This is a genomic window from Allobranchiibius sp. CTAmp26 (assembly GCF_017565405.1).
Classification (GTDB): Bacteria; Actinomycetota; Actinomycetes; order Actinomycetales; family Dermatophilaceae; genus Allobranchiibius.
Genome location: NZ_JAGEKR010000017.1, coordinates 48,041 through 73,759 on the forward strand (window position 1 = coordinate 48,041; position 25,719 = coordinate 73,759).

Sequence of the window (25,719 nt, forward strand, 5' to 3'; positions counted from 1 at the left end):
GTGGGGATATAAGCCCACCCCTGGGTGTTTTCCCTACCCCCCGACGGGAGGGGTCAGGGGTGCAGGAGGGTCAGGGGTGCGGGAGGGCGCGCTGCACGATGGCCTTCATGGCCGCCGCACCGACACTCGCCGGCAACGTGCCGAACACGCCGCGGCCGCCGCCTTCGACTCGGGACGCGACGAAGGCATCCGCGACGTACGACGGGCTGTGCCGCACGACGAGGGCGCCCTGCAGGACCACCGCCATCCGCGCGGCGATGCGGCGCGCGTGACCCTCACCCGACGCCGGATCCGCCGCGGCGGCGCGCAGTTCGTCCACCACCTCGTCCGCGGCAGCATCCAGCGCTGGCGCCCCACCCGCCGCGAGAGCGACCTCCTCCCGCCACGCCTGCACGGCCTCCGGGGAGCGGGTCGCCGCCCGGAGGACGTCGAGCGCGTTGACGTTGCCACTGCCTTCCCAGATCGAGTTGAGGGGCGATTCGCGCACCAGCAGCGGCATCCCCGACTCCTCGACGTACCCGTTACCGCCCAGGCACTCCATCGCCTCGACGCATACCGGCGGCGTCCGCTTGCACACCCAGAACTTCGCCAGCGGCAGGGCGATCCGTCGCAGCGCGATCTCGTGCGGATCGTCGCGCCGGTCGACCGAGCCGGCGAGGCGCAGCGCGAGCATCGTCGCCGCCTCCGACTCCACGGCGAGGTCGGCGAGCACGCCCGTCATCGCCGGCTTGTCGATCAGCACCGCCCCGAACGCCGACCTGTGCGCCGCGTGCCAGGTCGCCTCCGCGACCGCCCGCCGCATCAACGCCGCCGACCCGAGGACGCAGTCGAGGCGGGTCGCGGCGACCATCTCGATGATGGTGCGCACCCCGCGACCCTCTTCCCCCAACCGCACGGCGTGCGCGTCCTCGAACTCCAACTCGGCCGACGCGTTCGAGCGGTTGCCGAGCTTGTCCTTGAGCCGGACGATGCGCACGGCGTTGCGCGAGCCGTCGGGGCGCACCCGGGGCACGACGAAACAGGTGAGTCCACCCGGCGCTTGCGCGAGCACGAAGAACAGGTCGTTCATCGGCGCGGAGGTGAACCACTTGTGACCGCGGAGCGTGAAATCACCCGACGAACACGCAGTGGCCACAGTGGTGTTGGTGCGTACGTCGGATCCGCCCTGCTTCTCGGTCATCCCCATGCCGGCGAGCAGTCCCGACTTGCCGGAGGGTTCGCGCAGGCCCGGGTCGTACGTCGTGGACGCCAGCAGTCCGGCCCACCGAGCCGCCTGCACGGGATCGGCGGCGAGCGCGGGCACTGCGGCGTACGTCATCGTCATGGGACAGGCGTGGCCCGGTTCGATCCCGGTCCAGGCGATGAAGCCCGCGGCGCGCCGCAGGTGGGCGTTCGGCTCCTCCGAGGTCCACGCGGCGCCGGCCAGCCCGAGTCCGACCCCGGTGCGCAGCATCCAGTGCCAGCTGGGGTGGAACTCCACCTCGTCGACCCGCGCGCCGAACCGGTCCGCCGTGCACAGCACGGGTGGGTGGGCGTTCGCGAGTCGACCGTGCTCGCGGGCCTCGGCGGAACCCGCGATCGAGCCCAACTCGCGCAGCGATTCCAGGACCGCCGCCTCCCCCGCGTCATTGCTCGCCTGGGCCCGGATCGCACCGACCAGAGCCGCATCCGCGGCGACGGCGTCGTGCCCCTCGAGAGGAGGTGGCTGGTTCTCGGGGGCGCGCTCGAACAGGTCCGCATGGCTCATCTGGCGGAGATTATCCCGACGCGGCGGTAGCGTCGTCGCCATGGCGTCGACTCTGACTTTCGAGACCTATCTCGACGGCATCCAAGAGGCCACCGCTCGACTGCGTGAAGAGGCCTGGCAGGCCGGATCGCTCGCCACGGTGCCGACCTGCCCCCAGTGGAACGTCGGCCACCTCGTCGCTCACCAGGGCATGGTGCATCGGTGGGCGGCCGGCGTCCTCGCCGGCGGCCCCGCTACCGACACCGAGGAGGTCGAACGGGAGGGCCTGGAGACCACTGATCCCGGCGTGTGGTTGCAGGACGGGTGCGACCAGCTCGTCGGCAGGTTGCGCGCCACCCCGGACGACGCGGACGTGTCGTTCTTCATGGACACGCCGCTGTCCGGCCGGGACAGCTGGGCGCGTCGGCAGTGTCACGAGACCACGATCCACTCCATCGACGCCCTCGCTGCGCGGCTCGGCCAGCCCGCGGAGGCCGAGGAGGTCGACCTGTCACCGGGATTCGCAGTGGACGGGGTGGATGAGTTGTTGTGCTCGTTCATGCCGCGCAGGAAGTTCGACCTGCGCTCCAGCGGCCCGGTGTCGGTCACGGTGCACACCATCGACACCGGCGACTCATGGCTCCTGTCGTTCGGTCAGGACCTGCCGGTGGTGCAACGCGACCGGACCACCGACCACCCCGATGCCGCGATCGAGGGCAGCGCAGTGGCTCTCTACCTCGCGTTGTGGAATCGCGGATCGCAGATCAGGGCCGAGGGACGCGACGTGCTCTCCCTGTGGCGGGACCGGATGAAGGTGACGTGGGACTGAACGCGCCCACGCCCACCGCGGCGCTGGTGTTGCGCGGCCGCACGTACGACGCCGCGAACCCGGCCGTGATGGCCATCGTCAACCGCACCCCGGATTCGTTCTGGGAGGGCAACCGCCACCACGACCTGTCCGCAGCCCTCGACGCGCTGCACCTGGCGGTGGCGGACGGTGCCGACATCGTCGACGTGGGCGGGGTTCGCGCCGGCCAGGAGGGCCCGGCGGTGGATGCGGCCCTCGAACGCCGGCGGGTGCTGCCGTTCCTGGAGGCGGCGCGGACGGCGTACCCGCACCTGGTGCTGAGCCTCGACACCTGGCGCAGCGAGGTGGCGGGTGCCGCGGAGGGCGTCGTCGACCTGATCAACGACACCTGGGCCGGACACGATCCGCGCCTGGTCCACGTCGCCGCACGGATCGGCGCCGGGATCGTCTGCTCGCACACCGGCGGGCTCCCGCCGCGCACCGATCCGGTCGCGGTGCGATACGCCACCGCCGAGGGCGACGAGGAGGAGGCGCTCCTGCGCGATGTCCGCGCACAGCTCACCGGCGCCGCGCGCGACGCCTTGGAGGCGGGCATCCCCCGCGAACGCATCCTGCTCGATCCGACGCTCGACTTCGGCAAGACGACCCGCCACTCGTTGAGCCTGCTGCGGCGTACGTCGGACGTCGTCGCCCTGGGTTTCCCTGTGCTGCAAGCCATCTCGCGCAAGGATTTCCTCGGCGAGACCCTCGACCTGCCGGTCGACCAGCGACTTGAGGCAGGGCTCGCCGCCACGGCCGTCGCGGCCTGGCAGGGCGCCACGGTGTTCCGCACGCACGATGTGCTCGCGACCCGACGGGTCCTCGACATGGTGGCCGTGATTCGCGGCGACCGAGCACCGCAGCGCACTGTCCGTGGCGAACCGGGTGCCGCCGAGGGCTGAGCGACCTGGTCGAGCGCGCCCTACCGCGCTCTCCATGCCCAACGGATCAAAGGCCACTGCAGGGGCAGGCGCACCAGCAGCACCCCGAGGGTGATGCCCCGCTGAGTGTTCGCGCCGTTCCGTACGAGGTCCTCGCCGGCGTCGACGACCATCTGCACGTTCGCGGGGAACACGGCCACCAGCAGCGCAGCCGAGGCGATCGCCGCGTAGTGCCGGGTACGCGGCACCATCAGCCCGACGGCGCACAGGATCTCGGCTGCGCCCGAGAGGTAGACGAGCTCGCGGTGGTAGGGCAACACGTCCGGGACGGTGTCCTCGAAGACCTGCGGCCGGAAGGTGTGGATCACGCTGGACCCCGCGAAGAGAGCGGCGACGATCTTGGTCCCGGTGGAGAGGGGTGGCATGGCGCCCACCCTCGCAGACGCGATCGCGCGCGGCGTCACAGGATGACGGTGGCGAAGGTGTCGATCTCCTCGAAACCGGTGGCGTGGTAGGTGCGCAACGCCGGCTCGTTGTAGGAGTTGACGTAGAGGGTGACGTCGGTGGCCAGGTGGTCCTGCACGTGCTGCACGACGGCGTTCATCGCAGGTTCGGCGATGCCGTACCCGCGGGCCTGCGGCGCGACCCAGACCCCCTGGATCTGGGCGACCCCGAACGCCAGCGAACCGACGTCCGCCTTGAAGAGGATCCGGCCGCCCTCGCTGATCACATAGGTGTGTCCCGCGCGGATCAGCCCGCGCACCATCCGCCGGTAGTCCTGGTCGGACCCGACGTACGGCGGATAACCGATCTCGGCGGTGAACATGTGCGCCGAGGCGGGCAGCACCAGGTCGAGTTCGTCCTCTCGCGCGAGCCGTACCCGCGGGTCCATCGGCCGCCCGACCGCTCGCGGCGACGTCGTGACGGCCATCATCGGCTGCTCCGGGCGGATGGAGCGCGCCGAGCCCCACATCGGCTCCAGCCGCTCCCACAGGCCGAGCACCTGCTCCGCCTCGCCGAAGATCGAGGAGCACCGGCGTCGGTAGCGGCGCAGCTTCGCGGCGAAGACATCCAGGGCGGCGTCGTTGCACGAGATGGGTACGACGTTGGCCGAGACCCAGCACATCGCGGTCAGCTCCGCGCCCCCCAGGCCGAGCAGCGAGCTGGCGAACGCGGGACCGCCCTCGACCAGCCGCGCACCCACGAAGACGTTGCTCATCGCATCCTGTCGGCACAGGTCGAGAGCGGCCTCGTAGTCGCTCGACCCGAGCGTCCGCGCGGGACTGGAGGTACGCAACACGGTAGTCAGCCTGCCTCGGATCGGACGGTGAGATGGTGCAAACGATCAGTATCCCTGCGGTTGGTAGCGTCGCCGCCATGCCCGACGAGACTCCGACCGTGCCCGGAACGCCCGTCCTCGTGAACTTCCGCAAATGGGACGGACGCGAGCACTGGCAGGAGCCGACGACCTACCTCGGCACCGACGAGCACGGCGTGTGGCTCGGCATGCGACGCGGTACGACGTTCCACCGCCCCGGGCACGAGATCGTCTCACAGGCCGACTCGGTGAAGCTGGCGTCCGACGCTGGCTGGTTCGCGACATTCAACGGTCCCGGGCACCGGATCCAAACCTACGTCGACATCACCACGATCGGCGACTGGTCCCGGTCCGCCGACGGTTTCGTCTTCACCCTCGTCGACCTCGACCTGGATGTCGTGCGGGAGCACGAGGGCCGGGTCTTCGTCGACGACGAGGACGAGTTCGCCGAGCACCGGCAGCTGTTCGGCTACCCGGACCACATCGTCCGCCAGGCCGAGCTGGACTGCGCCTACGTCTTCGAGGCGGTCGGTGCGCGCGCTGAACCGTTCGCCGGGAGTCCCGACGACTGGATGGCGAAGCTGCTGGCGGGATCCGTCAGCTGACGGTGACGCTGGGGGAACCCGTCTCGCCGTCGACCGGCTCACCCATCTCCTCGGCGATCCGCATGGCCTCGTCGATGAGCGTCTCGACGATCTGGCTCTCCGGGACCGTCCGCACGACCTCGCCCTTGACGAAGATCTGGCCCTTGCCGTTGCCGGATGCGACGCCCAGGTCGGCCTCGCGGGCCTCCCCCGGGCCGTTGACGACGCAGCCCATCACGGCGACGCGCAGCGGCACGGTCAGGCCCTCGAGGCCCGCTGTGACCTCGTCGGCCAGCTTGTAGACGTCGACCTGGGCGCGACCGCAGGACGGGCAGGAGACGATCTCCAGCTTGCGGGGCTTGAGGTTGAGCGACTGCAGGATCTGGTTGCCGACCTTGACCTCCTCGACCGGCGGCGCCGAGAGGGAGACCCGGATCGTGTCGCCGATGCCCTTGGACAGTAGGGCGCCGAACGCGGTCGCCGACTTGATGGTGCCCTGGAAAGCCGGGCCGGCCTCGGTGACGCCGAGGTGCAGCGGCCAGTCGCCCCGTTCGGAGAGCATCTCGTACGCCGCGACCATGATCACCGGGTCGTTGTGCTTGACCGAGATCTTGAAGTCGTGGAAGCCGTGCTCCTCGAAGAGCGAGGCCTCCCAGACCGCGGACTCGACCAGTGCCTCGGGCGTGGCCTTGCCGTACTTGTCCATGATCCGCTTGTCCAGCGACCCGGCGTTCACGCCGATCCGGATCGACACGCCGGCGTCCTTGGCGGCCTGCGCGATCTGCTTGACCTGGTCGTCGAACTTGCGGATGTTGCCGGGGTTGACCCGGACCGCCGCGCAACCGGCGTCGATCGCTGCGAAGACGTACTTGGGCTGGAAGTGGATGTCGGCGATCACCGGGATCTGGCTCTTGCGGGCGATGATCGGCAGCGCGTCGGCGTCGTCCTGGCTCGGGCAGGCGACCCGCACGATGTCGCAGCCGGACGCGGTGAGCTCGGCGATCTGCTGCAGCGTGGCGTTGATGTCGGTGGTCGGCGTCGTGCACATGGACTGCACCGAGATCGGCGCATCGCCGCCCACGTAGACGGAACCAACCTTGATCTTGCGCGTGGGGCGGCGCGGCGCCAGCACGGGTGCGGGAGCGGACGGCATACCGAGAGAGACGGTCATCTGGTGGCCAGCATTCCTTCGAAGGAGGTCAGTTGAGTTTGACGGGATTGACGATGTCGGCATAGAAGAGCAGGCCGAACATCACGAGCAGCACCATCGAGACGCCGTACGCGATCGGCAGCGCCTTGGCGACGTCGACGTAGATCGGGCCCTTGATGCCGCGCGCCCGGGCGATCGGGCGTTTGACGGCCTCCCACAGCGCGCCGGCGATGTGACCGCCATCGAGCGGGAGCAGGGGGACGAGGTTGAAGACGAACAGCGCGAGGTTGAGCGACGCGATGAGTCCGAGCAGCAACTCGATCTTGTCCACGAACGAGACCTGGCTGCTCTCGGTGACGTCGCCGGCGACCCGGCCCACACCCACCACCGACATCGGTCCGTTCGGGTCGCGCTGCCCGCTGCCGAACGCGGCGTTGAAGACCCCGACCATCTTCTGCGGGATCTTCACGAAGACCGAGGCGGTCTGCCGCACCCCGTCGCCCACGATGGAGGGCGCGTCGGTGAGCGGCTGACGTCGTACGACGCTCGTGCCGCCGATGCCCGCGCCGATCAGGCCGCCGCGGATGGTCTCGGTGCGCCCGGACCAGTTGAGCACCGGGTTGCCCTGCGCGTCGGTCTTGGGCAGGGTGCGCAGCGCGGGCGTCACCTGCAGGGTGCGGCGTACGCCGTCGCGCACGATCACGATCGGGATCTGCTGCTGCGGGTGGGCCCGGATGACCTTCGTCGCGCCCATGGTGGTGCTGACCTTGACGCCGTCGACGGACTCGATGCGGTCGCCGGTCCGCAGACCTGCGGCGGCCGCGGGCGACGGGGTCGGGCAGGTCTTCGGAGTGGTGCCGGAGGTGTTGGCCAGGCACGGGGTGACCGAGCCGACGTCCGCGGTGACCTGGGTCGGCAGACCGATGCCGCACGAGATGACGATGAGCAGCACCGCCGCGATGACCAGATTCATGAACGGACCACCGAACATGATGATGACCTTGCGGTGGGTCGGTAGTTTGTAGAAGACCCGGTGCGCCTCGTGCGGCTCGACCTCCTCGAACGCCGCGTCGCGGGCCTGGTCGACCAGCTGGCTCCAGCGCCCCGTGGAGGAGGCACGCACCCGGCTGGGGTCCTCACCCGGCGCGGGCGGGAACATCCCGACCATCCGGATGTAGCCGCCGAGGGGGATCGCCTTGACGCCGTACTCGGTCTCGCCGCGCCGCCGGGAGAACAATGTCGGCCCGAAACCGATCATGTACTGGGTGACCTTCACGCCGAACTTCTTGGCGGGCACCATGTGGCCGACTTCGTGCAGCGCGATCGAGATGGCGACGCCGATCACCATCAGCACCACACCGAGCAGAAACATCACCCGACTAGGTTCTCATGCGCGGTGAAACCCGCCTCCGTCACTGGGCCGTGAGCAGTTCCTGCGCGCGCCCGCGGGCCCAGTCCTCGGCGTGCAGCACCTGCTCGACGGTCAGCTCGCCCGCCTCCGCATGGTGGTCCGCCACGACCTGCGCCACCGTGTCGACGATGGCGGTGAACCGCAGTCGCCCGTCGTGAAAGGCGTCGACGCACTCCTCGTTCGCCGCGTTGTAGACGGCGGGATACGTCGACCCGGCCGCACCCACCTGCCGGGCCAGACCCACGGACGGGAAGGCGTCGTCGTCGAGCGGTTCGAAGTCCCAGCTCGAGGCGGTGGTCCAATCGATCTGCGGGCCCGCGTCCGGCACGTGCCGCGGCCATCCGAGGCCCAACGCGATCGGTACGAGCATGCTCGGCGGCCCGCATTGGGCGACGGTGGAGCCGTCGACGAACTCGACCATCGAGTGGATCATCTGTTGCGGGTGCACGACGACGTCGATCCGATCCAGCGGGATGTCGAAGAGCAGGTGCGCCTCGATGACCTCCAGCCCCTTGTTGACCAGCGTCGCGGAGTTGGTCGTCACCATCCGGCCCATCGAGAAGTTCGGATGGGCCAGCGCCTGCTGCGGGGTGACATCGTGCAGCTCCTCGCGCGGTCGGCCGCGGAACGGGCCGCCGCTCGCCGTGACCAGCAGGCGGCGTACCTCGTCGTGGTCGCCGGCCTTGAGGCACTGGGCGATGGCGCTGTGCTCGCTGTCGACCGGCACGATCTGCCCTGGCGCAGCGAGCGCCGTCACGATCGGACCGCCGACGATCAGGGATTCCTTGTTGGCGAGGGCGAGTGTCGACCCGGCCCGCAGCGCCGCCAGGGTGGGGCGCAGCCCGATGGATCCGGTGATGCCGTTGAGGACGACGTCGGCGCCGCACGACGCGGCCTCCGTCGCCGCGTCCGGTCCGACGACGACCCGTGGCGCGTACGACGGTCTGCCCGCCGCACTCGCCGCGTCATCGATCGCACGGCGCAGATCCGCCTCGGTGCCGTCCGCGACGGCGACCAGCTCGACGCCGAGCTCGACCGCCTGCCGCGCGACCGTCGCGAGATCGCGCCCGCCCGCCGCGATCGCGACGACCTCGAACGACCCGCGGCGTTCGCGCACGATCTGGACGGCCTGGGTGCCGATCGACCCGGTCGAGCCGAGCAGGGCGATCGTGCGGGGACGGACGTCGTTGCTCACCGCGCCATTGTGCCGGGCGCCAGATCGGCGCGCTCAGCTCGCCTTCGCGATGCCCAGGTGCGCCGCGATCGCCCGAGCTAGTCCGAGATGGGCTCGGGACTCGCGATCCGGCGCAGGGCTCACCACGTAGGTGCCGGTGTCACCCCAGATGACGGACACGGTCGTCGTCTCCAGTCCGGGCGCGCGCTCGGTGACGTCGGCCCTGGCTATTGCGTGGCCCCAGGGAGCAGGCTCGGCCTGCAACCACTCACCGTCGACCACATGAATCCGTAGGGGAACCGCGTCGTCCGCGGGTGACAGGTCGGGTGCGAGCGCCGCGAGCATCAGTCGTTCCGCGCTGCCCGTGGGCAGCACGTCGAAGTCGTGCACCCCGTCGTTCGAGATGTCCTCGCAGACCGTGGTGGGGCCTGCGTCGTACACGTGGCGCAGCGTGCGAATGCCCTCGGCGCACACCTCGATCCGGTACGAACGCTCGGGATTCGCGCGCGCCTGCAGCAGGTGAACGAGCTCGTCGGGCATCAGCAGACCTTCGCCGGCCTCGACCGCGACGCCATGTGCGCACAGGGCCCGGTAGGCGACGTCGACGGCCACCGAGCGTTGGATGGCCTGCAGCCGATCCAGGTACGGCGTGTCCACCTCGTCAGAGGCACCGAACAGCTCCAACTCCTCATCGGTGAGCCGGAAGAGCGGTGCCGTCATGGGGTCACGACCGGGCGGCGCACGACCAGGAGTCGTCGCACCGGGCCGGTGCGCATGTGGCCGGGGTCCCAGAGGTCGTTTCGCGGCCCGGCACCGATCGGCCGCACCGGGCCCGTGCGCATGCGTCCGGGGTCGACGACACCCAGGTCGGGCACGCGCACGGGGCCGGTGCGCATCCGCCGCCCCGACGACTGAGGCGCGCGCTGCGGATCGACACCGTCCAGAGCGTGCGCGAATCGCGCCTGATGGCAACGGATGCGCGACCACATATCCTCGATCCGCGCCTCCAGACAAGACGCGACACCGACGGTCACAGTGCCGTCGAGAGAGGCACGTCGCGCTTCGAGGCGAGCGAGATCCGTCAACTCCCGGTCCAGGTGCTGTGCCGTCGCGATCGCCACCCGGGCCACCTCGCGAAGGCCGGTTGCGGTGGCCCGCAGCCCTCGGGCGTAGTCATCGACCGCGCCCATGTGCACCAACGCGGCACTCCCCGCCCACCGACCGTCGAGGCGGGCACTGGACCCGCAGGCCACCGAGGCGTCGTGCTCCAGGTCGTCCGCCGCCCGCAGCATCTGGCGTGCCGCGGCCCGGATCGCGACCGGGTCGGGTCGGCGGGTCATCGACCCGGCCGCATGCCGCGCTCGACGCGGGTCTCCTGTGCGGCGTACGCCGCCGCGGCGCGCCGCAGTGCGCGGATCAGCCCCGCGCGCTGCTCGTCCAGCCCGGCGAATACAGCTGTCGACCGCTGAATGAATCTCGCGGCAGCAGAGGGCGACTCAGCTCCCGACACCGCCTCAGCCAGAGCGAGGACAGTCCGCGCGGCGCCGTACTCCGCCGGGTGCGGGATCGCGCCGAGCGCCCGGGCGTCGTGCTCCAGGGCCTCCGGCGACACCCGCAGCCGACCCCGTCGGTCCATCGCCGTCTCCTTCCACCGCGTGCGACTGGTTGCACGTTACGAGGAGCCCGCCGGCTGCCGCAGGAGTTGTCCACAGGCCCGGCGGCTGGTCAGGCGGCCGCGCCGGACGCTGACGGCGTTCACCACCATTGACGGCGTTCGAACACCGTCAACGAACGCGAACACCGTCAGGACCGGAGGCCCACGGGATGCCCAGCGCGACCGCTAGAGCGCCAGGCCGACGTACTTGGTCTCGAGGTACTCCTCGATCCCCTCGAAGCCACCCTCACGGCCGTAACCGCTGGCCTTGACCCCGCCGAACGGCGCGGCCGGGTTGGAGATGATGCCCTGGTTGACGCCGACCATGCCGTACTCCAGACCCTCGCTCACCCGGATCGCCCGAGAGAGGTCGCGGGTGTAGAAGTACGACGCCAAGCCGTACTCGGTGGAGTTGGCGCGGTCGATCGCGTCCTGCTCGTCGGTGAACGTCTGGATGGCCGCAACCGGTCCGAAGATCTCCTCGCGGACGAGGTCGGCGTCGGCCGGTACGCCGGTCAGCACGGTCGGTGGGTAGAAGAACCCCTCGCCGTCGCCGGGCTCGCCGCCGCAGACGACCTTCGACCCGCGCTGCGCCGCGTCGCGCACCAGGGCCGCGACCTTGTCGACCGCCTTGGCGTTGATCAGCGGACCGACGGTGACCCCGTCGTCCATACCGTCGCCGACGACCATCGCACCCATCCGCTGCGCGAGCTTCTCGCCGAACTCCTGCGCGACGTCCTCGTGCACCAGGAACCGGTTGGCCGCCGTGCAGGCCTCACCGATGTTGCGCATCTTGGCGAGCATCGCCCCGTCCACGGCCGCGTCGACGTCGGCGTCCTGGAAGACGATGAACGGCGCGTTGCCGCCCAGCTCCATCGACAGCCGCAGCAGCTGGTCGGCGGACTGCTCGACCAGCTTGCGACCGACCGCCGTGGAGCCGGTGAAGGTCAGCTTGCGCGTACGCGGGTCACGGATGAGCGGCTCCATGACTCCGCCGGAGTCCGTGGTGGTGACGACGTTGAGTACCCCCGCGGGCAGCCCCACCTCCTCCAGCAGCTGCGCGAGCGCCAGCATCGTGAGCGGCGTCTCGGCGGCGGGCTTGACCACCATCGTGCAACCGGCCGCGATGGCCGGGCCGATCTTGCGGGTGCCCATCGCGAGCGGGAAGTTCCACGGCGTGATCATGAGCGTGGGACCGACGGGCGCCTTCATCGTCACCAGCCGGGTGGCGCCGTTCGGCGCCGTCGACCAGCGCCCGGAGATGCGCACGGCCTCCTCGGAGAACCAACGGAAGAACTCCGCGCCGTAGGTCACCTCGCCTCTGGACTCGGCCAGCGGCTTGCCCATCTCCAGCGTCATCAGCTCGGCGAAGTGGTCGGCGCGCTCGGTGATGAGCTCGAACGCCGACCGAAGGATCTCCCCGCGGTCGCGCGGCGGCGTACGCGCCCAGTCCGCCTGTGCCGCCGCGGCAGCCGCGAGCGCCGCGTCACCGTCGGCGGGTGACGCGTCCGCGACGGTGGCCAGCGTCTTGCCGGTCGCGGGGTTGTCGACTGTGAGGGTCTTGCCACCCTCGGCGTCGCGCCACATTCCTCCGATGAACAACTGCGTCCTGACCTGCTCGACCGCTCCGGTCATGTCATCTCCTCGTCGAACCTGTGCGTGATGAGCTGCTGATCAACAACGGTCAGCTGTTGATGTTCGCCATCACGTGCTTGATGCGCGTGTAGTCCTCGAACCCGTAGCGGCTGAGGTCCTTGCCGTACCCACTGTGCTTGAAGCCGCCGTGCGGCATCTCGGCGACCAGCGGGATGTGGGTGTTGATCCAGACGCAGCCGAAGTCCAGCGCCTTGCTGACCCGCAGCGCGCGACCGAGGTCACGCGTCCACACCGACGACGCGAGGCCGTACTCCACGCCGTTCGCCGCGCGGATCGCGGCCTGCTCGTCCTCGATGCGCTGCACCGAGATGACCGGGCCGAAGATCTCGTGCTGGCTCATCTCGTCCTCCTGGGTGAGCCCGGAGACGACGGTGGGCTCCAGGAAGTACCCGTCGCCGAGGCCGCTCATCCGGTGCCCGCCGGCCGCGATGTTCGCGTGGTCGGGCAGCCGGTCCAGCATCCCGGTGACGTGCGCCAACTGGTTGGCGTTGTTGACCGGGCCGAGAAGCGCGTCCTCGTCGTCCGGCAGGCCCACCTTCGCGTCGTTCTTCGCGTACGCCGCGAGCGCAGCGACGAAGTCGTCGTGGATCTTCGGGGAGACCAGCACCCGCGTCGCGGCGGTGCAGTCCTGGCCGGCGTTGAAGTAGCCGGCGGTGGCGATGCCCTCGACGGCGGCCTCGATGTCGGCGTCGTCGAAGACGATGACCGGCGCCTTGCCGCCCAGCTCGAGGTGCACCCGCTTGAGGTCGCGCGAGGCGGCCTCGGCGACCTGCATGCCGGCCCGCACCGACCCGGTGATGGCCACGAGCTGCGGCGTCGGGTGCTCCACGACCTTCGCACCGGTCTCGCGGTCACCGGTGATGACGTTGAACGTGCCCGCGGGCAGGAACGGCGCCGCCAGCTCGGCGAGCAGCAGAGTCGTCTCCGGGGTGGTGTCGCTGGGCTTCAGGACGATCGCGTTGCCGGCGGCGAGCGCCGGAGCGATCTTCCACATCGCCATCATCATCGGGTAGTTCCAGGGCGTCACCTGGCCGACCACGCCGATCGGCTCGCGGCGGATCCACGAGGTGTGCCCGGCGAGGTACTCCCCCGCCGACACGCCCTCCAGCACCCGAGCCGCACCGGCGAAGAAGCGCAGTTGATCCACCATCGGCGGCACCTCCTCCGATGCCGTCAGCGCGAAAGGCTTGCCGGTGTTCTGCGCCTCCAACTTCACGAAGTCGTCGGCCCGCGCCTCGATCGCGTCGGCGAACTTCAGCAGGGCCTGCTGACGTTCGCTCGGGGTCACCTGACCCCACTCGGAGAACCCCTTCTCGGCCGCCGCGTACGCCGCGTCGACGTCCGCCTGCACGGAGATCGGCGCCTGGGCGACGACCTGCGCGGTCACGGGGCTGATCAGGTCGAGGGTCTCCTCGCCCCGTCCGTCGACGTACTCGCCGCCGATGAAGTTGCGCAGTTGGCGCGGGGAATCGGTCATGGTGCTGCTCTCCTTGTGGCTGCGAATCATGGGCGTCGAAAGGTTCGTACTAGCACTCGATCACGTTCACCGCGAGGCCGCCGCGGGCGGTCTCCTTGTACTTCACGGACATGTCGCGGCCGGTCTCGCGCATGGTCTTGATCGCCTTATCCAGGCTGACCGTGTGGATTCCGGTGCCGTTGCGGGACAGGCGTGCCGCGTTGATCGCCTTCACGCTGGCGATCGCGTTGCGCTCGATGCAGGGGATCTGCACCAGCCCGCCGACCGGGTCGCAGGTGAGTCCGAGGTTGTGCTCGATGCCGATCTCGGCAGCGTTCTCCACCTGGGACGGCGAGCCGCCCATGACCTCGCACAGCGCGCCCGAGGCCATCGCGCAGGCCGAGCCGACCTCGCCCTGGCAGCCCACCTCGGCTCCGGAGATCGAGGCGCCCTCCTTGAAGAGGATGCCGATCGCGGCGGCGGTCAGCAGGAACCGGACCACGCCGTCGTCGTCCGCGCCGTCGACGTACGTCGTGTAGTAATGCAGCACCGCGGGGATGATCCCGGCCGCGCCGTTCGTCGGCGCGGTGACCACCCGGCCACCCGAGGCGTTCTCCTCGTTGACCGCCAGGGCCCACAGGTTGACCCAGTCCATGACCCGCAGCGGGTCGTCGCGCAGCTCACCGACCGTGAGCGCGGCGTACAGGTCGGGCGCGCGCCGGGGCACCTTCAGACCGCCCGGCAGGCAGCCACCGTGCCGTAGCCCGGCCTGGACGCACTCGCGCATGACCTCCCACAGGTGCAGCAGTCCGGCGCGTATCTCGCTCTCCGTGCGCCAGCTGAGTTCGTTGCGCAGCATCACGTCGCTGACGCTCATCCGCTCCAGCTCGCAGATCGCCAGCAGCTGTCCGCCGGTGGTGAAGGGGAACTCGACCCGGGTGTCGTCCAGCACCACCCGGTCGGCCCCGGTCGCCGCGCCGTCGACCACGAAGCCGCCGCCGACCGAGTAGTAGGTGCGCTCGAGCAGCAGAAGGTCGCCGTCGTACGCCTCGAAGGTCATCCCGTTGGGGTGGGCCGGCAACGACTTGCGCCGGTGCATCACCACGTCGTCGTCGGCATCGAAAGCGATCGGGCGCTCACCGCCGAGCGACAGCTCCCCCGCCGTGCGCACGGCCGCGACCTGGCCGTCGGCCGCGTCGGTGTCGACCGTCTCGGGCACTGCGCCCATCAGCCCGAGGATCACGGCCTTGTCCGAGCCGTGCCCGTGACCGGTCGCGCCGAGCGAGCCGAACAGCTGCGCGCGCACCCGGGTGACCCGGTCGAAGACGTCGCTGCGGCGCAGGCCCGCGACGAACGTGCCGGCAGCCCTCATCGGACCGACCGTGTGGGAGGAGGACGGGCCGATGCCGACGGAGTAGAGATCGAACGCACTCAGAGCCATCCCGCGCCACCTCCTGCATGTCGTGTCGAGCGGGATCCCGTCCGACCTCGCCCCGACCTTCGCAAAGTACCGCCCAGTACGCTATCTGGCAACGAAATCAGGGTCATAACCCTTGCTTACCTCCGAATTTCGTGCAAACCTACCGTCGTGAGCGATGCTATTCGTACATCGCCGATGATGCTCGACGACACGTCCAAGGCCATCATCGCGCGACTCCAGCAGGACGGTCGGGCGGCCTACTCCTCGATCGCCCGCGAGATCGGCCTGTCCGAGGCCGCCGTGCGCGGACGCGTGCAGCGGTTGCTGGACGCGGAGGTGCTGCAGATCGTCGCCGTCACCGATCCCGCCCAGGTGGGGTTCCGACGCCAGGCGATGATCGGGCTGCGCGTCACCGGCGACCTGGGCGACGTCGCCCAGCGCCTGGGCGAACTCCCGGAGATCGCGTACGTCGTGATGACCGCCGGCCGCTTCGATCTGCTGGTCGAGGTCGTCTGCGAGGACGACGAACACCTGCTGCGCCTCCTCACCGACACGATCCGCACCATGCCGGGCGTCACCGACACCGAGACGCTCGTCTACCTCAAATTGCACAAACAACGCTACGACTGGGGCACGAGATGACCACAACTGCGCAAGAGACCACCGCTCACGCCGCGTCCAGCACGGGCGCGGGCACCACGCCCGCCGGTACGCCGCGCTACGAGGCGGCCCGCGACCACCTCTGGGGGCACTTCACCCGCCAGTCGGTCTACGAGCCGACGTCCTCCGGTGGCCAGGGCGCCAACGTGCCCGTCATCGTCAAGGGCGACGGCGCGTACATCTGGGACGCCGAGGGCCGCAAGTACCTCGACGGGCTCGCCGGACTCTTCACCGTGCAGGTGGGCCACGGTCGCGAGGAGCTCGCGCAGGCCGCTGCGAAGCAGGCCAAGGAGCTGGCGTTCTTCCCGATCTGGTCCTACGCGCACCCCTCGGCGATCGACCTGGCCGAGCGGCTCGCGGCGTACGCTCCCGGCGACCTGAACCGGGTCTTCTTCACCACTGGCGGCGGCGAGGCCGTGGAGTCGGCGTGGAAGCTCGCCAAGCACTACTTCAAGCTGCAGGGCAAGCCCGGCAAGCACAAGGTCATCAGCCGCGCGATCGCCTACCACGGCACCCCGCAGGGCGCGCTGTCGATCACCGGCATCCCGGAGCTGAAGGAGATGTTCGAGCCGCTGGTACCCGGCGCGTTCCGGGTGCCGAACACCAACATCTACCGCGCGCACGACGACCTGCGCGACGACCCGAAGAAGTTCGGCCGGTGGGCTGCCGACCGGATCGGCGAGGCCATCGAGTTCGAGGGTCCCGACACCGTCGCGGCCGTCTTCCTCGAGCCGGTGCAGAACGCCGGCGGCTGCTTCCCGCCCCCGCCCGGGTACTTCGAGCGCGTCCGCGAGATCTGCGACGAGTACGACGTGCTGCTGGTCTCGGACGAGACGATCTGCGCGTTCGGCCGGATCGGCGAGATCTTCGCCTGCCGCGACTTCGACTACCAGCCCGACATCATCACCTGCGCCAAGGGCATGACGTCCGGTTACTCCCCCATCGGCGCGATGATCGCCAGCGAGAAGCTGTTCGAGCCCTACAAGCACGGCACGACGGCGTTCCCGCACGGCTACACCTTCGGTGGCCACCCGGTCTCGGCCGCGGTGGCGATGGCCAACCTCGACATCTTCGAGCGGGAGGGCCTGACCGACCACGTGCACCAGAACGCGCCGAAGTTCCGCGCGACGCTGGAGAAGCTGAAGGACCTGCCCATCGTCGGCGACGTGCGCGGTGAGGGCTTCTTCTACGGCATCGAGCTGGTGAAGGACAAGACGACCCGGGAGACGTTCAACGAGGACGAGTCCGAGCGGATGCTGCGCGGATTCCTCTCCAAGGCGCTCTTCGACGCCGGCCTCTACTGCCGCGCGGACGACCGCGGCGACCCCGTCGTACAGCTCTCGCCGCCACTGATCATCGGACCCACCGAGTTCGACGCGATCGAGGGCATGCTGCGCGACGTGCTGACCCGGGCCTGGGACATGCTCTAGATCTGACGCACGCCCGATCAGGGTCGTCGCGCGCTCCATGGGGCGCGCGACGACCCTCTTCGTTGTGCGGTGCTTGTCGGTGCGTGCCCCTAACGTTCTGGCATGTCCCGCGCGGTCACGCATCAGCAGGTCGCCCGGATGCGGCTGGCCGCGCAGTGCCTCGTCGGTCGCTCGCTGGCGACGCCCGAAGACGTCGTACGGCATCTGACGTGCACCCAGTCCCAGGACTGGCGCGCCTGCCGCGTCGCCCTCGCGGCGCGCACCACCGCGCGGTCAGTGCAGGCCGTCGACGCGGCGTACGACGCCGGACGCATCGTGCGCTCCTGGCCCGTCCGCGGCACGCTGCACACCGTCCTCGCCGCCGATCTGCGCTGGATGCTGGCGCTCACGGCCGATCGGATCCGCGCGCAGTACGCCACGCGTCTCGCCGGACTGGGCGTCGACGCTCCGCAACTGGTGGCCGTGCGCGAGCTGACGCGCGAGCTCCTGCGCGGCGGTGCGGCGCTGACCCGACGTGAGCTGCTGGATATGTGGACCGCCGCCGGCGTCGACGTCTCCGGCCAGCGGGGCGCTCACCTGGTGGTCGACCTGTTGGTCGACACGATCATCTGCCTGGGACCGATCCGCGACGGGGTCCAGCAGTTCGTGCTGTGCGACGAGTGGCTGCCCGCTGCACAGCCGCCACCCGATCCTGTCGCGACCTGGGCCAGGCGGCATCTGGTGTCGCACGGTCCGGCGGCTCGCGCGGACTTCCTGTGGTGGACCAAGCTGCTGGTGCGGGAGGTCGCGCCGGTGTGGGAGCAGATCGTCGACGGTCTCGACGAACTCACGCTGGACGGGGTCACCCTCTACGCGACGCCCGAGGTCGTCGAGGCCGGCATGTCCCGCGCGACCCTCACGCCGATCCTCACCGCGGCGTTCGACGAGATCCTGCTGGGGTACGCCGACCGCTCCGCGACCCTGCCACCCGCGTTCGCCGACCACATCGTGCCGGGAGGCAACGGGGTGTTCCGCCCCGTCGTGCTCGACGGCGGCCGCGCCGTGGGCACCTGGTCGGCGCCGAAGGATCCACGGGAGCCGCCGCGGGTCGAGCTGTTCGAGCACCCGCCGAGCAGACGGCTGTCGGCCGCCCGCCTCATGGTGCCTGCCCGCTGACGAGTCACCGGGTGGAGCTCGGCGGCGGGATCGATAGCCTTCGGTCCATGCCAACTCCCCGTGACCAACGCGAGCTCGACATCGTCCTCTTCGGCGCCACCGGCTTCGTGGGCAAGCTCACCGCCGAGCACCTGGCGGCGTACGCCCCGGCAGGTGTGCGTATCGGCCTCGCTGGGCGCAACACCGCCAAGCTCGAGGACGTCCGCACGTCCCTGGGCCCCTCGGCCTCGGACTGGCCTCTGATCAGCGCGGATTCGAGCGATGACGCCTCGCTGGCGGCGCTCGCGGAGCGGACTCGCGTGGTCATCACCACCGTCGGCCCTTACGCGAGGTACGGCCTGCCTCTGGTGAAAGCCTGCGCCGAGGCCGGCACGGACTACGTCGACCTGACCGGCGAGGTGCTCTTCGTCCGCGAGTCGATCGACCTTTACCACGCCGCCGCTGTCGCGTCCGGGGCGCGCATCGTGCACTCGTGCGGATTCGACTCGGTGCCCTCCGACCTCGCCGTGCTGACCCTGGCCGAGCGAGTCGCGGCGGACGCCGCGGGTGAGCTCACCGACACCACGCTCTTCGTCACGATGAAGGGCGGGGCCAGTGGCGGGACGCTGGACTCGATGAAGGGTCAGATCGACGAGGTGCGCTCCGACAAGGCCAAGCGTGCGGTCGCCGTCGACAAGTTCGCGCTCTCCCCCGACCGTTCGGCGGAGCCGCAGGGCGAATGGCGCGACAGCGTGTCCGTGCGCTACGCCCCCGAGGTGAAGGCGTGGACCGGGCCCTTCGTGATGTCGACCTTCAACACTCGGATCGTGCGGCGCAGCAACGCCCTTCGCGGTCACGACTACGGCAGCGCGTTCCGTTACCGCGAGGTGCAGAAGACCGGCGCGGGTCTCGCGGGACGCGCCACGGCATACGCGCTGGCCGGTGGACTCGCGGCCGCCTTCGGTGCGCTGAGCCTGTCGCCGTTGCGGCCGCTGGTCAACCGTGCGCTGCCCAAGGCGGGTGAGGGTCCGAGCGCCGAGGCGCGCGCCAAGGGCTTCTTCAAGGTCGACGCCCGCACGACCACCACCGACGGCAGGGCGTACCGCAGCGTCGTTGCGGCACAGGGCGATCCGGGTTATGCGGCCACCTGCGTGATGCTCGGCGAAGCCGCGCTCGCGCTGGCGACCCAGCGCGAGCAGTGCCCGCTTCCCGACGGCCTGACCGGTGGGGTGCTGACCCCGGCCACGGCGCTCGGCGACGTGTACGCCGCGCGGCTGCGCGACCGCGGCTTCACCGTGCAGGCCGAGCGCGTCTGACTCCAGGGGTCACGGACCGCGCAGCACCGGGGCCAGTGCGTCGAGCACCGCCGTGTCCTCGATCGTGCCGGGCACCTGCGGGTCGTCGCCGTCGGCGAGCTGGCGCATCGTGCGGCGCAGGATCTTGCCCGACCGGGTCTTCGGCAGCGCCGCCACGATGTCGACCCGCTGCAGACCGGCGATCGCGCCGACCTGCTCGCGGACCAGCTGGGTGAGTTCGGTACGGATGCGCTCCTGCTCCTCCTCGGACGGCTCGTCGGCGCCCTTCAGCACCACCAGTGCTCGCGGCACCTGACCCTTCAGCTCGTCGGCGACGCCGATGACCGCGCACTCGGCGACGGCCGGGTGACTCGCCACGACGGCCTCGAGGCCGCCGGTCGAGAGACGATGCCCTGCGACGTTGAGCACGTCGTCGGTGCGCCCCATCACCCAGACATACCCGTCGTCGTCGATGTACCCGCCGTCGCCGGTCAGGTAGTACCCGTCGTACGCCGACAGGTAGGACTCGACGTACCGGTCGTCGTCGCCCCACAGCGTCGCCAGGGTGCCGGGCGGCATCGGCAGCTTGATGCACAGCGCGCCCTCCTGGCCCGGTGCACACGGCTCGCCGTCGGCGTCGAGCACGCGGACGTCGTACCCCGGGCTCGGCATCGTCGCCGACCCGGGCTTGATCGGGAAGAGCTGCGTGCCGATCGGGTTCGCGCAGATCGGCCAGCCGGTCTCGGTCTGCCACCAGTTGTCGATGACCGGCACCTGCAGCCGGTCGGTCGCCCACTGCCAGGTGTCGGGGTCGGTGCGCTCCCCCGCGAGGAAGAGGGTGCGCAGACTCGACAGGTCGCGTCCGGCGATCAGTGCGCCCTCCGGGTCTTCCTTCTTGATGGCGCGGATGCCGGTCGGGGCGGTGAACAGCCCTGCGATCCGGTGCTGTTCGATCATCCGCCAGAACGTCGACGCATCGGGTGTGCCGACCGGCTTGCCCTCGAGCAGCACGGTCGTGCAGCCCGCGAGCAGCGGCGCGTAGACGATGTAGGAGTGGCCGACCACCCAGCCGACGTCGGACGCGGTGAACCACACGTCACCCGGCTGCATCCCGAAGATGTGCGTCATCGACCAGTGCAGCGCGACCGCGTGGCCACCGGTGTCGCGCACGATCCCCTTGGGTCGGCCGGTGGTGCCGGAGGTGTGCAGGATGTACAGCGGGTCCGACCCCAGCATCGGCACGCAGCCCGCGGCCCCGACACCGTCGGGGCGCATGGCCGTTCGCCAGTCGATGTCCCGCTCGCCCATCGGGGCCTCGGCCTGCGGGCGCTGGAGTACGACAACGCTCTCCGGCGGGTGCTGCGCACGCTCGATCGCCGCGTCGACCATCGGCTTGTACTCCACCACGCGGGTGCGCTCGACCCCGCACGAGGCGGTGATGAGCACCTTCGGGCGGGCATCGTCGATCCGCGCGGCGAGCTCGGCCGGGGCGAACCCGCCGAAGACCACCGCGTGCACCGCGCCGATCCGCGCGCAGGCCAGCATGCTGACGACTGCCTCGGGGATCATCGGCAGGTAGATGACGACGCGGTCGCCCTTCTGCACTCCCAGTGCCGTGAGCATCCCGGCGGCCCGCCCGACCAGGTCGAGCAGCTGCGCGTACGTGTAGGTGCGGCTGTCCTGCGTCACCGGGCTGTCCCATATCACCGCGGGCTGGTCGGCCCGCCCGGCGATCACGTGACGGTCGAGCGCGTTGAAGCAGGTGTTCATCCGGCCGTCGGGGAACCACCGGTACAACGGCGCGTGGGAGTCGTCCAGCACGGTCTTGGGGAAGTTGATCCAGTCGATGCCGCGCGCGGCATCAGCCCAGAACGCCTCCGGGTCCCGCATGCTCGCTTCGTATGCCGCCTCGTACGCGCCGCTGCTCATGCCCGTCATTCTCCACGCCGACTGCGCATGTCGGGTCCCGATTCACCCCGGATCGGGCACGCGACATGCGCAGTCGGCGGGTCGGTCGGTCAGTAACCGCCCTCGCAGATCAGGTGCAGGTTGGAACGCAGCGACGCCGGCACCGCGCAGCCCACCCCCGCCGTGCCGAGGGTGACGACGGTCCACCGGCCCTTGACGCGGTGCAGCGCGACGCTCGCGTCATCGGTGCGCTGGTCGATCGGGTGCACCACGGCCGAGGCCCACGAGGCATTCGTCGACGCGACCCGGATGGAGCGCACAGCGACGTCGGACGCCGGCACGTCCCCGAGCAACGGGCTGTGCTTGATGGCCGCGGTGATCGCGGCGTTCGTCGAGCTCGTCGAGCTCGTCGAGCTCGTCGACCGCGTCGTGATCCCCCGATGGGTCACGATGGCGGGCGACGTCCGGTGGCTGACGGCGTTGTTCAGGCTCGTCACGCTCTTCACCGAGTGCGCGGCCGGGGCCGCCTGGGCCACCGACACCGCCCCCGCCGCCGCGATCGCCACTGCTGCCGGAATCACACACACCGCACGCTTCATCTGCTGTCCTTCTCCTTGCTCTGCGACCGGTTGGTCGCTCCCCGAGTACGCCGGTGATGTCCACCGGCACTTGGGCAGACGTACGAGCACTCGATTCGGTTGTCTCGGGAGGCGGTTCGAGACCGAACCGTGATCCCGACCGGCAGGATGGCCTCGTGGGCACCGGGGAGATCACCAGCAGTCGGGCGTTGCGCAGCAGGATCGCCCGCGGAGAGTCGTTGAAGGGGCTGCGCCTGCAGGACATCGACCTGCGCGACGCGATGCCCGATCTGCTGACGATGTCGGACCTGACGGGTCTGGTCGTCCTCGGCGGCGTGGTTCCCGACGCGCTGATCGCGCACCTGCGCGCGGCGGGTGCGCTGGTCTTCCCGCCCGACCCGTCGTTGCCGGTGAATCCCTACCGCTCGCGGCTGTACGAGCCGCGCGAGCTCTACGCGGGGCTGGCGGCCCACGGGTACGTCGGCACTCCGGACCGTCGCGCGTACGACTGGCTGCTCGACCCGGCCACGACGCGCGACGCCTACGCGACGGTGATGCGGGCGATCCACGACGATTCGATCGGCGATGCCCTCGACGAACGGCTCGACGGCCACCACGTCGTAGGAGTGATGGGCGGGCACGACGAGCTGCGCAGCAGCCCGGCGTACGCCGACGCCGCGGGTCTCGGGCGCACGCTGGCCGAGGCGGGCTGCCTGGTGCTCACCGGTGGCGGTCCCGGCGCGATGGAGGCAGCGAGTCTCGGCGGCTGCGCGACCGACGCCGCCGGTCTGCGGGCTGCCCTGGTGGAGCTCGCGAGCGTCCCGTCGTACCGGCCGGACATCGGGCGCTGGGCGCGGACGGGTCTGGCGGTGCGCGACCGCTACACGGACGCGGAGCATCGGGCCCGGGTCATCGGCGTGCCCACCTGGTACTACGGCCACGAGCCGCCGCACGTCTTCTGCGCCGGCATCGCGAAGTTCTTCAGCAACGCACTGCGCGAGGACACCCTGCTCGCACGCTGCGACGCCGGGGTCGTGGTCCTGCCCGGCGCGGCAGGCACCGTGCAGGAGATCTTCCAGGCCGTCACCCGGATGTACTACGCGGCGTCGCTGGCTTCTCTGCCGCCGCTGGTGCTCGTCGGCGAGCGGCAGTGGACCCGCGATGTGCCGGTCTGGGACCTGCTCACGGCACTCGCCGCCGATCGCCCGATGGCGAGCGCCGTGCACCTGGTGGACTCGACCGAGGCCGCGGCAGACGTCATCCTCGGCGCTTGACCACCTGTCTCAGGCGGTGGAGGCCGCCAGTTGCCCGCAGGCCCCGTCGATGTCCGAGCCACGCGTGTCGCGCACCGTCGTCGGGATGCCACGCGCGCGCAGCCGCTCGACGAACTGCTGCTCGACGCCGTGCCGCGACGCGGTCCACTTCGAGCCGGGCGTCGGGTTGAGCGGGATCGGGTTGACGTGCACCCACCCGCTGCCGCGGGCGGCGAGCTTCTCCCCCAACAGGTCCGCGCGCCAGGCGTGGTCGTTGATGTCGCGGATGAGCGCGTACTCGATGGACACCCGCCGTCCGGTCTTCTCGTAATAGCGGTACGCCGCATCGAGCGCCTCGTCGACCGACCACCGGTTGTTGATCGGCACCAGCTCGTTGCGCAGCTCGTCGTCCGGGGCGTGCAAGGACAGCGCCAGCGTGACCGGGATGCCCTCCGCCGCGAGCTTGTCGATCGCGGGCACCAGCCCGACGGTGGACATGGTGATGTGGCGGGCGCTCATCCCGAGACCGGACGGCGGCGGCTCGACGAGCCGGCGGATGGCATCGATCGCGCGTCGGTAGTTCGCCAGGGCCTCCCCCATGCCCATGAACACCACGTTGGACACCCGCAGCGGCGACTCACGATCCTCGTCGACGCCGCCCGGCAACTGCCCGGCCCGCAGCATTCGGGCGCCCGCGACGACCTGCTCGACGATCTCGGCGGTCGACAGATTACGGGTCAGGCCCTCCTGACCGGTGGCGCAGAACGGGCAGTTCATCCCGCACCCGGCCTGGCTGGAGATGCACATGGTCACCCGACCGGGGTAGCGCATCAGCACCGACTCGACCAGCGCACCGTCGAAGAGGCGCCACACGCTCTTGATGGTCTGACCGTCGTCGGCCTCCAAAGTGCGCACCGGCGTCAGCAGCGGCGGCATCAGCTCCTGCACCAGGCTCGCCCGCTCCGCCTTCGGCAGATCGGTCATCTCGGCGGGGTCGTCCACGAAGTGTTCGAAGTAGTGGGTCGACAGTTGCGCCGCGCGGAAACCCTTGTGTCCCAGTGCCTCGACGGCCGCCTTCCGGCCGGCCGGGTCCAGGTCGGCCAGGTGCGTCGGCGGCTTGGAGCGCCGGGGCGCGGTGAAGGTCAGCTGCCCCGGCGTAGGACGGGGGGTCGGGGCGGGCAGGTCGACGGTGGGCATACGACCATCGTCCCAGGTGCGGGCCGAGCCGCGAAAACTCGCAGCGCTCGAAGGGTCAGGAGACGAACGGCGTGAGGATCGCCCAGACGACGGGCACGGTGATCAGCAGCGAGTCCAGCCGGTCCATCAGGCCGCCGTGACCCGGGATCAGGTTGCTCATGTCCTTGATGCCGAGATCGCGTTTGATCATCGACTCGCACAGGTCACCGACGGTCGCGGTCACGACCGCGAGTGCCCCGAGCAGCGCACCGATCCACCAACGACCGTCGAGCAGCAGGGCCACTGACAGCGCGCCGGCCAGGATGCAGCAGCCGACCGAGCCGGCGAAGCCCTCCCACGACTTCTTCGGCGAGACGCTCGGCGCCATCGGGTGCTTCCCGAAGACGACCCCGACCGCGTACCCGCCGACGTCGCTGGCGATGGTCACCAACACGAAGGTGACGATGCGCAGCGGGCCGTCGTGCTCGTGGAGCAGCAGCATCGCGAATCCGACGAGGGCCGGCACGTAGAGCACCACGAAGGTGCCACCCGCCGCGTCCGGGACCGCCGACTCCTCCTCGCCGAAGGACCGCCACACGACGACGACCAGCACGGCAAGGACCACGGACGACGCGAGCGCGACCGGACCCCACAGGTAGGCGATGACCGGTACGGCGGCCGCCGCGACCAGCGTCGGCACCGCCGGCGGGTAGATCCGACCGTGCTGCATGGCACGCAGCAACTCCCACACGCCGACGACCGAGGCGAGTGTCGCGAGAGCGACGAAGAACTCCTGTCGAACGAAGAGGGAGGCCAGCACGAGCACGCCGAGCAAGACGCCCACGCCGACCGCGGCGTACAGGTTGCGGCCCGCGCGAGGGGTGGGGTTCCCGCGGTCCGGGGTGGCGCCGACGGGGGCAGCCGGGGAGCGGCCCGCTCGCGCGTCCCGGCGGGTCAGCGGTCGAGGGGAGGGTGATTGATCGGGCATGGGAGGGGTCGGGCGGAACC

Annotated in this window: 24 protein-coding genes; 8 read left to right on the top strand and 16 right to left on the bottom strand. The window is 70.4% G+C overall.

Going from position 1 to position 25,719, the window contains the following annotated elements; genetic code table 11:
- Positions 1-70: 70 nt before the first annotated feature.
- The gene (locus J4030_RS13195; protein ID WP_208049696.1) at positions 71-1,747 is read right to left on the bottom strand and encodes an acyl-CoA dehydrogenase family protein; all 1,677 of its coding nucleotides are present in this window, start codon (positions 1,745-1,747) and stop codon (positions 71-73) included.
- Between the two features lie 40 nt (positions 1,748-1,787).
- On the opposite strand from J4030_RS13195, the gene J4030_RS13200 reads away from it, so the two are divergent.
- Positions 1,788-2,555: a maleylpyruvate isomerase family mycothiol-dependent enzyme gene (locus tag J4030_RS13200; protein WP_208049697.1), complete on the top strand. Its 768-nt coding sequence runs from the start codon at positions 1,788-1,790 to the stop codon at positions 2,553-2,555.
- Positions 2,546-3,475, top strand: a complete 930-nt coding sequence (folP, locus tag J4030_RS13205; RefSeq protein WP_307864691.1) for a dihydropteroate synthase — start codon at positions 2,546-2,548, stop codon at positions 3,473-3,475. The genes J4030_RS13200 and folP overlap by 10 nt, the downstream gene beginning before the upstream one ends.
- Positions 3,476-3,495: 20 nt before the next feature.
- Here folP and J4030_RS13210 read toward each other — a convergent pair whose 3' ends face one another.
- Together J4030_RS13210 and J4030_RS13215 are read right to left on the bottom strand one after the other, a co-directional pair.
- Positions 3,496-3,879, bottom strand: coding sequence for a DoxX family protein (locus J4030_RS13210; RefSeq protein ID WP_208049698.1), 384 nt, complete (start codon positions 3,877-3,879; stop codon positions 3,496-3,498).
- 35 nt (positions 3,880-3,914) lie between these two features.
- Entirely contained in the window at positions 3,915-4,754 is an 840-nt protein-coding gene (locus J4030_RS13215; protein ID WP_307864692.1) for a GNAT family N-acetyltransferase, read from the bottom strand.
- 77 nt (positions 4,755-4,831) lie between these two features.
- Between J4030_RS13215 and J4030_RS13220 the strand changes: the two genes are divergently transcribed.
- Positions 4,832-5,377, top strand: a complete 546-nt coding sequence (locus J4030_RS13220) for a DUF402 domain-containing protein (protein WP_208049699.1) — start codon at positions 4,832-4,834, stop codon at positions 5,375-5,377.
- Here J4030_RS13220 and ispG read toward each other — a convergent pair.
- From ispG to J4030_RS13265, 9 genes are all read right to left on the bottom strand, one after another.
- Positions 5,370-6,527 carry a flavodoxin-dependent (E)-4-hydroxy-3-methylbut-2-enyl-diphosphate synthase gene (gene ispG, locus J4030_RS13225; RefSeq protein ID WP_208049700.1) on the bottom strand — a complete coding sequence of 386 codons (1,158 nt, stop codon included), beginning with the start codon at positions 6,525-6,527 and terminating at the stop codon, positions 5,370-5,372. The two genes, J4030_RS13220 and ispG, sit on opposite strands and share 8 nt — an antisense overlap.
- Positions 6,528-6,555: 28 nt before the next feature.
- Complete coding sequence (locus J4030_RS13230) at positions 6,556-7,878, bottom strand: RIP metalloprotease (protein WP_208049820.1); 1,323 nt, start codon at positions 7,876-7,878, stop codon at positions 6,556-6,558.
- A 40-nt stretch (positions 7,879-7,918) separates the two neighbouring features.
- Positions 7,919-9,112: a 1-deoxy-D-xylulose-5-phosphate reductoisomerase gene (dxr, locus tag J4030_RS13235; protein WP_208049701.1), complete on the bottom strand. Its 1,194-nt coding sequence runs from the start codon at positions 9,110-9,112 to the stop codon at positions 7,919-7,921.
- Between the two features lie 33 nt (positions 9,113-9,145).
- Positions 9,146-9,811, bottom strand: a complete 666-nt coding sequence (locus tag J4030_RS13240) for a hypothetical protein (protein ID WP_208049702.1) — start codon at positions 9,809-9,811, stop codon at positions 9,146-9,148.
- The gene (locus J4030_RS13245) at positions 9,808-10,431 is read right to left on the bottom strand and encodes a WXG100 family type VII secretion target (protein ID WP_208049703.1); all 624 of its coding nucleotides are present in this window, start codon (positions 10,429-10,431) and stop codon (positions 9,808-9,810) included. Before J4030_RS13245 ends, J4030_RS13240 begins: the two co-directional genes overlap by 4 nt.
- Positions 10,428-10,727 (bottom strand): hypothetical protein, encoded by a 300-nt coding sequence (locus tag J4030_RS13250; protein ID WP_208049704.1) that lies wholly within the window; start codon positions 10,725-10,727, stop codon positions 10,428-10,430. Before J4030_RS13250 ends, J4030_RS13245 begins: the two co-directional genes overlap by 4 nt.
- Positions 10,728-10,931: 204 nt before the next feature.
- Complete coding sequence (locus tag J4030_RS13255; protein ID WP_208049705.1) at positions 10,932-12,380, bottom strand: NAD-dependent succinate-semialdehyde dehydrogenase; 1,449 nt, start codon at positions 12,378-12,380, stop codon at positions 10,932-10,934.
- 49 nt (positions 12,381-12,429) lie between these two features.
- Positions 12,430-13,878 (bottom strand): gamma-aminobutyraldehyde dehydrogenase, encoded by a 1,449-nt coding sequence (locus J4030_RS13260; RefSeq protein ID WP_208049706.1) that lies wholly within the window; start codon positions 13,876-13,878, stop codon positions 12,430-12,432.
- A 49-nt stretch (positions 13,879-13,927) separates the two neighbouring features.
- Positions 13,928-15,298 (bottom strand): L-serine ammonia-lyase, encoded by a 1,371-nt coding sequence (locus J4030_RS13265; protein WP_208049707.1) that lies wholly within the window; start codon positions 15,296-15,298, stop codon positions 13,928-13,930.
- 174 nt (positions 15,299-15,472) lie between these two features.
- Between J4030_RS13265 and J4030_RS13270 the strand changes: the two genes are divergently transcribed.
- The 4 genes from J4030_RS13270 to J4030_RS13285 all read left to right on the top strand — a co-directional run bounded on the left by J4030_RS13270 (position 15,473) and on the right by J4030_RS13285 (position 19,817).
- Positions 15,473-15,919, top strand: a complete 447-nt coding sequence (locus J4030_RS13270) for an Lrp/AsnC family transcriptional regulator (RefSeq protein ID WP_208049821.1) — start codon at positions 15,473-15,475, stop codon at positions 15,917-15,919.
- On the top strand, positions 15,916-17,367 hold the full coding sequence (locus tag J4030_RS13275) for an aspartate aminotransferase family protein (protein WP_208049708.1): 1,452 nt from the start codon (positions 15,916-15,918) through the stop codon (positions 17,365-17,367). The genes J4030_RS13270 and J4030_RS13275 overlap by 4 nt, the downstream gene beginning before the upstream one ends.
- A gap of 102 nt (positions 17,368-17,469) precedes the next feature.
- Complete coding sequence (locus J4030_RS13280; protein WP_208049709.1) at positions 17,470-18,522, top strand: winged helix DNA-binding domain-containing protein; 1,053 nt, start codon at positions 17,470-17,472, stop codon at positions 18,520-18,522.
- Positions 18,523-18,569: 47 nt separating this feature from the next.
- Entirely contained in the window at positions 18,570-19,817 is a 1,248-nt protein-coding gene (locus tag J4030_RS13285) for a trans-acting enoyl reductase family protein (protein WP_208049710.1), read from the top strand.
- Positions 19,818-19,826: 9 nt separating this feature from the next.
- On the opposite strand, the gene J4030_RS13290 is transcribed toward J4030_RS13285, so the two are convergent.
- Positions 19,827-21,725 (bottom strand): acetate--CoA ligase, encoded by a 1,899-nt coding sequence (locus J4030_RS13290; protein WP_208049711.1) that lies wholly within the window; start codon positions 21,723-21,725, stop codon positions 19,827-19,829.
- Positions 21,726-21,814: 89 nt separating this feature from the next.
- Positions 21,815-22,303, bottom strand: coding sequence for a hypothetical protein (locus J4030_RS13295; RefSeq protein ID WP_208049712.1), 489 nt, complete (start codon positions 22,301-22,303; stop codon positions 21,815-21,817).
- 155 nt (positions 22,304-22,458) lie between these two features.
- Between J4030_RS13295 and J4030_RS13300 the strand changes: the two genes are divergently transcribed.
- Positions 22,459-23,556, top strand: coding sequence for an LOG family protein (locus J4030_RS13300; RefSeq protein ID WP_307864693.1), 1,098 nt, complete (start codon positions 22,459-22,461; stop codon positions 23,554-23,556).
- Between the two features lie 9 nt (positions 23,557-23,565).
- Here the strand turns inward: J4030_RS13300 and rlmN are convergent, their stop codons facing one another.
- Together rlmN and J4030_RS13310 are read right to left on the bottom strand one after the other, a co-directional pair.
- Positions 23,566-24,732, bottom strand: coding sequence for a 23S rRNA (adenine(2503)-C(2))-methyltransferase RlmN (rlmN, locus tag J4030_RS13305; protein WP_208049714.1), 1,167 nt, complete (start codon positions 24,730-24,732; stop codon positions 23,566-23,568).
- Positions 24,733-24,787: 55 nt separating this feature from the next.
- Complete coding sequence (locus tag J4030_RS13310) at positions 24,788-25,699, bottom strand: phosphatidate cytidylyltransferase (protein ID WP_208049715.1); 912 nt, start codon at positions 25,697-25,699, stop codon at positions 24,788-24,790.
- Positions 25,700-25,719 lie beyond the last annotated feature (20 nt).

Coding starts and splice junctions, on each gene's coding strand:
- J4030_RS13195 (WP_208049696.1), bottom strand. CDS start 1,747: ATGAGCCATGCGGACCTGTTCGAGCGCGCCCCCGAGAACCAGCCACCT.
- J4030_RS13200 (WP_208049697.1), top strand. CDS start 1,788: ATGGCGTCGACTCTGACTTTCGAGACCTATCTCGACGGCATCCAAGAG.
- J4030_RS13210 (WP_208049698.1), bottom strand. CDS start 3,879: ATGCCACCCCTCTCCACCGGGACCAAGATCGTCGCCGCTCTCTTCGCG.
- J4030_RS13220 (WP_208049699.1), top strand. CDS start 4,832: ATGCCCGACGAGACTCCGACCGTGCCCGGAACGCCCGTCCTCGTGAAC.
- ispG (WP_208049700.1), bottom strand. CDS start 6,527: ATGACCGTCTCTCTCGGTATGCCGTCCGCTCCCGCACCCGTGCTGGCG.
- J4030_RS13230 (WP_208049820.1), bottom strand. CDS start 7,878: ATGTTTCTGCTCGGTGTGGTGCTGATGGTGATCGGCGTCGCCATCTCG.
- J4030_RS13240 (WP_208049702.1), bottom strand. CDS start 9,811: ATGACGGCACCGCTCTTCCGGCTCACCGATGAGGAGTTGGAGCTGTTC.
- J4030_RS13245 (WP_208049703.1), bottom strand. CDS start 10,431: ATGACCCGCCGACCCGACCCGGTCGCGATCCGGGCCGCGGCACGCCAG.
- J4030_RS13250 (WP_208049704.1), bottom strand. CDS start 10,727: ATGGACCGACGGGGTCGGCTGCGGGTGTCGCCGGAGGCCCTGGAGCAC.
- J4030_RS13255 (WP_208049705.1), bottom strand. CDS start 12,380: ATGACCGGAGCGGTCGAGCAGGTCAGGACGCAGTTGTTCATCGGAGGA.
- J4030_RS13260 (WP_208049706.1), bottom strand. CDS start 13,878: ATGACCGATTCCCCGCGCCAACTGCGCAACTTCATCGGCGGCGAGTAC.
- J4030_RS13265 (WP_208049707.1), bottom strand. CDS start 15,298: ATGGCTCTGAGTGCGTTCGATCTCTACTCCGTCGGCATCGGCCCGTCC.
- J4030_RS13270 (WP_208049821.1), top strand. CDS start 15,473: ATGATGCTCGACGACACGTCCAAGGCCATCATCGCGCGACTCCAGCAG.
- J4030_RS13275 (WP_208049708.1), top strand. CDS start 15,916: ATGACCACAACTGCGCAAGAGACCACCGCTCACGCCGCGTCCAGCACG.
- J4030_RS13280 (WP_208049709.1), top strand. CDS start 17,470: ATGTCCCGCGCGGTCACGCATCAGCAGGTCGCCCGGATGCGGCTGGCC.
- J4030_RS13285 (WP_208049710.1), top strand. CDS start 18,570: ATGCCAACTCCCCGTGACCAACGCGAGCTCGACATCGTCCTCTTCGGC.
- J4030_RS13290 (WP_208049711.1), bottom strand. CDS start 21,725: ATGAGCAGCGGCGCGTACGAGGCGGCATACGAAGCGAGCATGCGGGAC.
- J4030_RS13295 (WP_208049712.1), bottom strand. CDS start 22,303: ATGAAGCGTGCGGTGTGTGTGATTCCGGCAGCAGTGGCGATCGCGGCG.
- rlmN (WP_208049714.1), bottom strand. CDS start 24,732: ATGCCCACCGTCGACCTGCCCGCCCCGACCCCCCGTCCTACGCCGGGG.
- J4030_RS13310 (WP_208049715.1), bottom strand. CDS start 25,699: ATGCCCGATCAATCACCCTCCCCTCGACCGCTGACCCGCCGGGACGCG.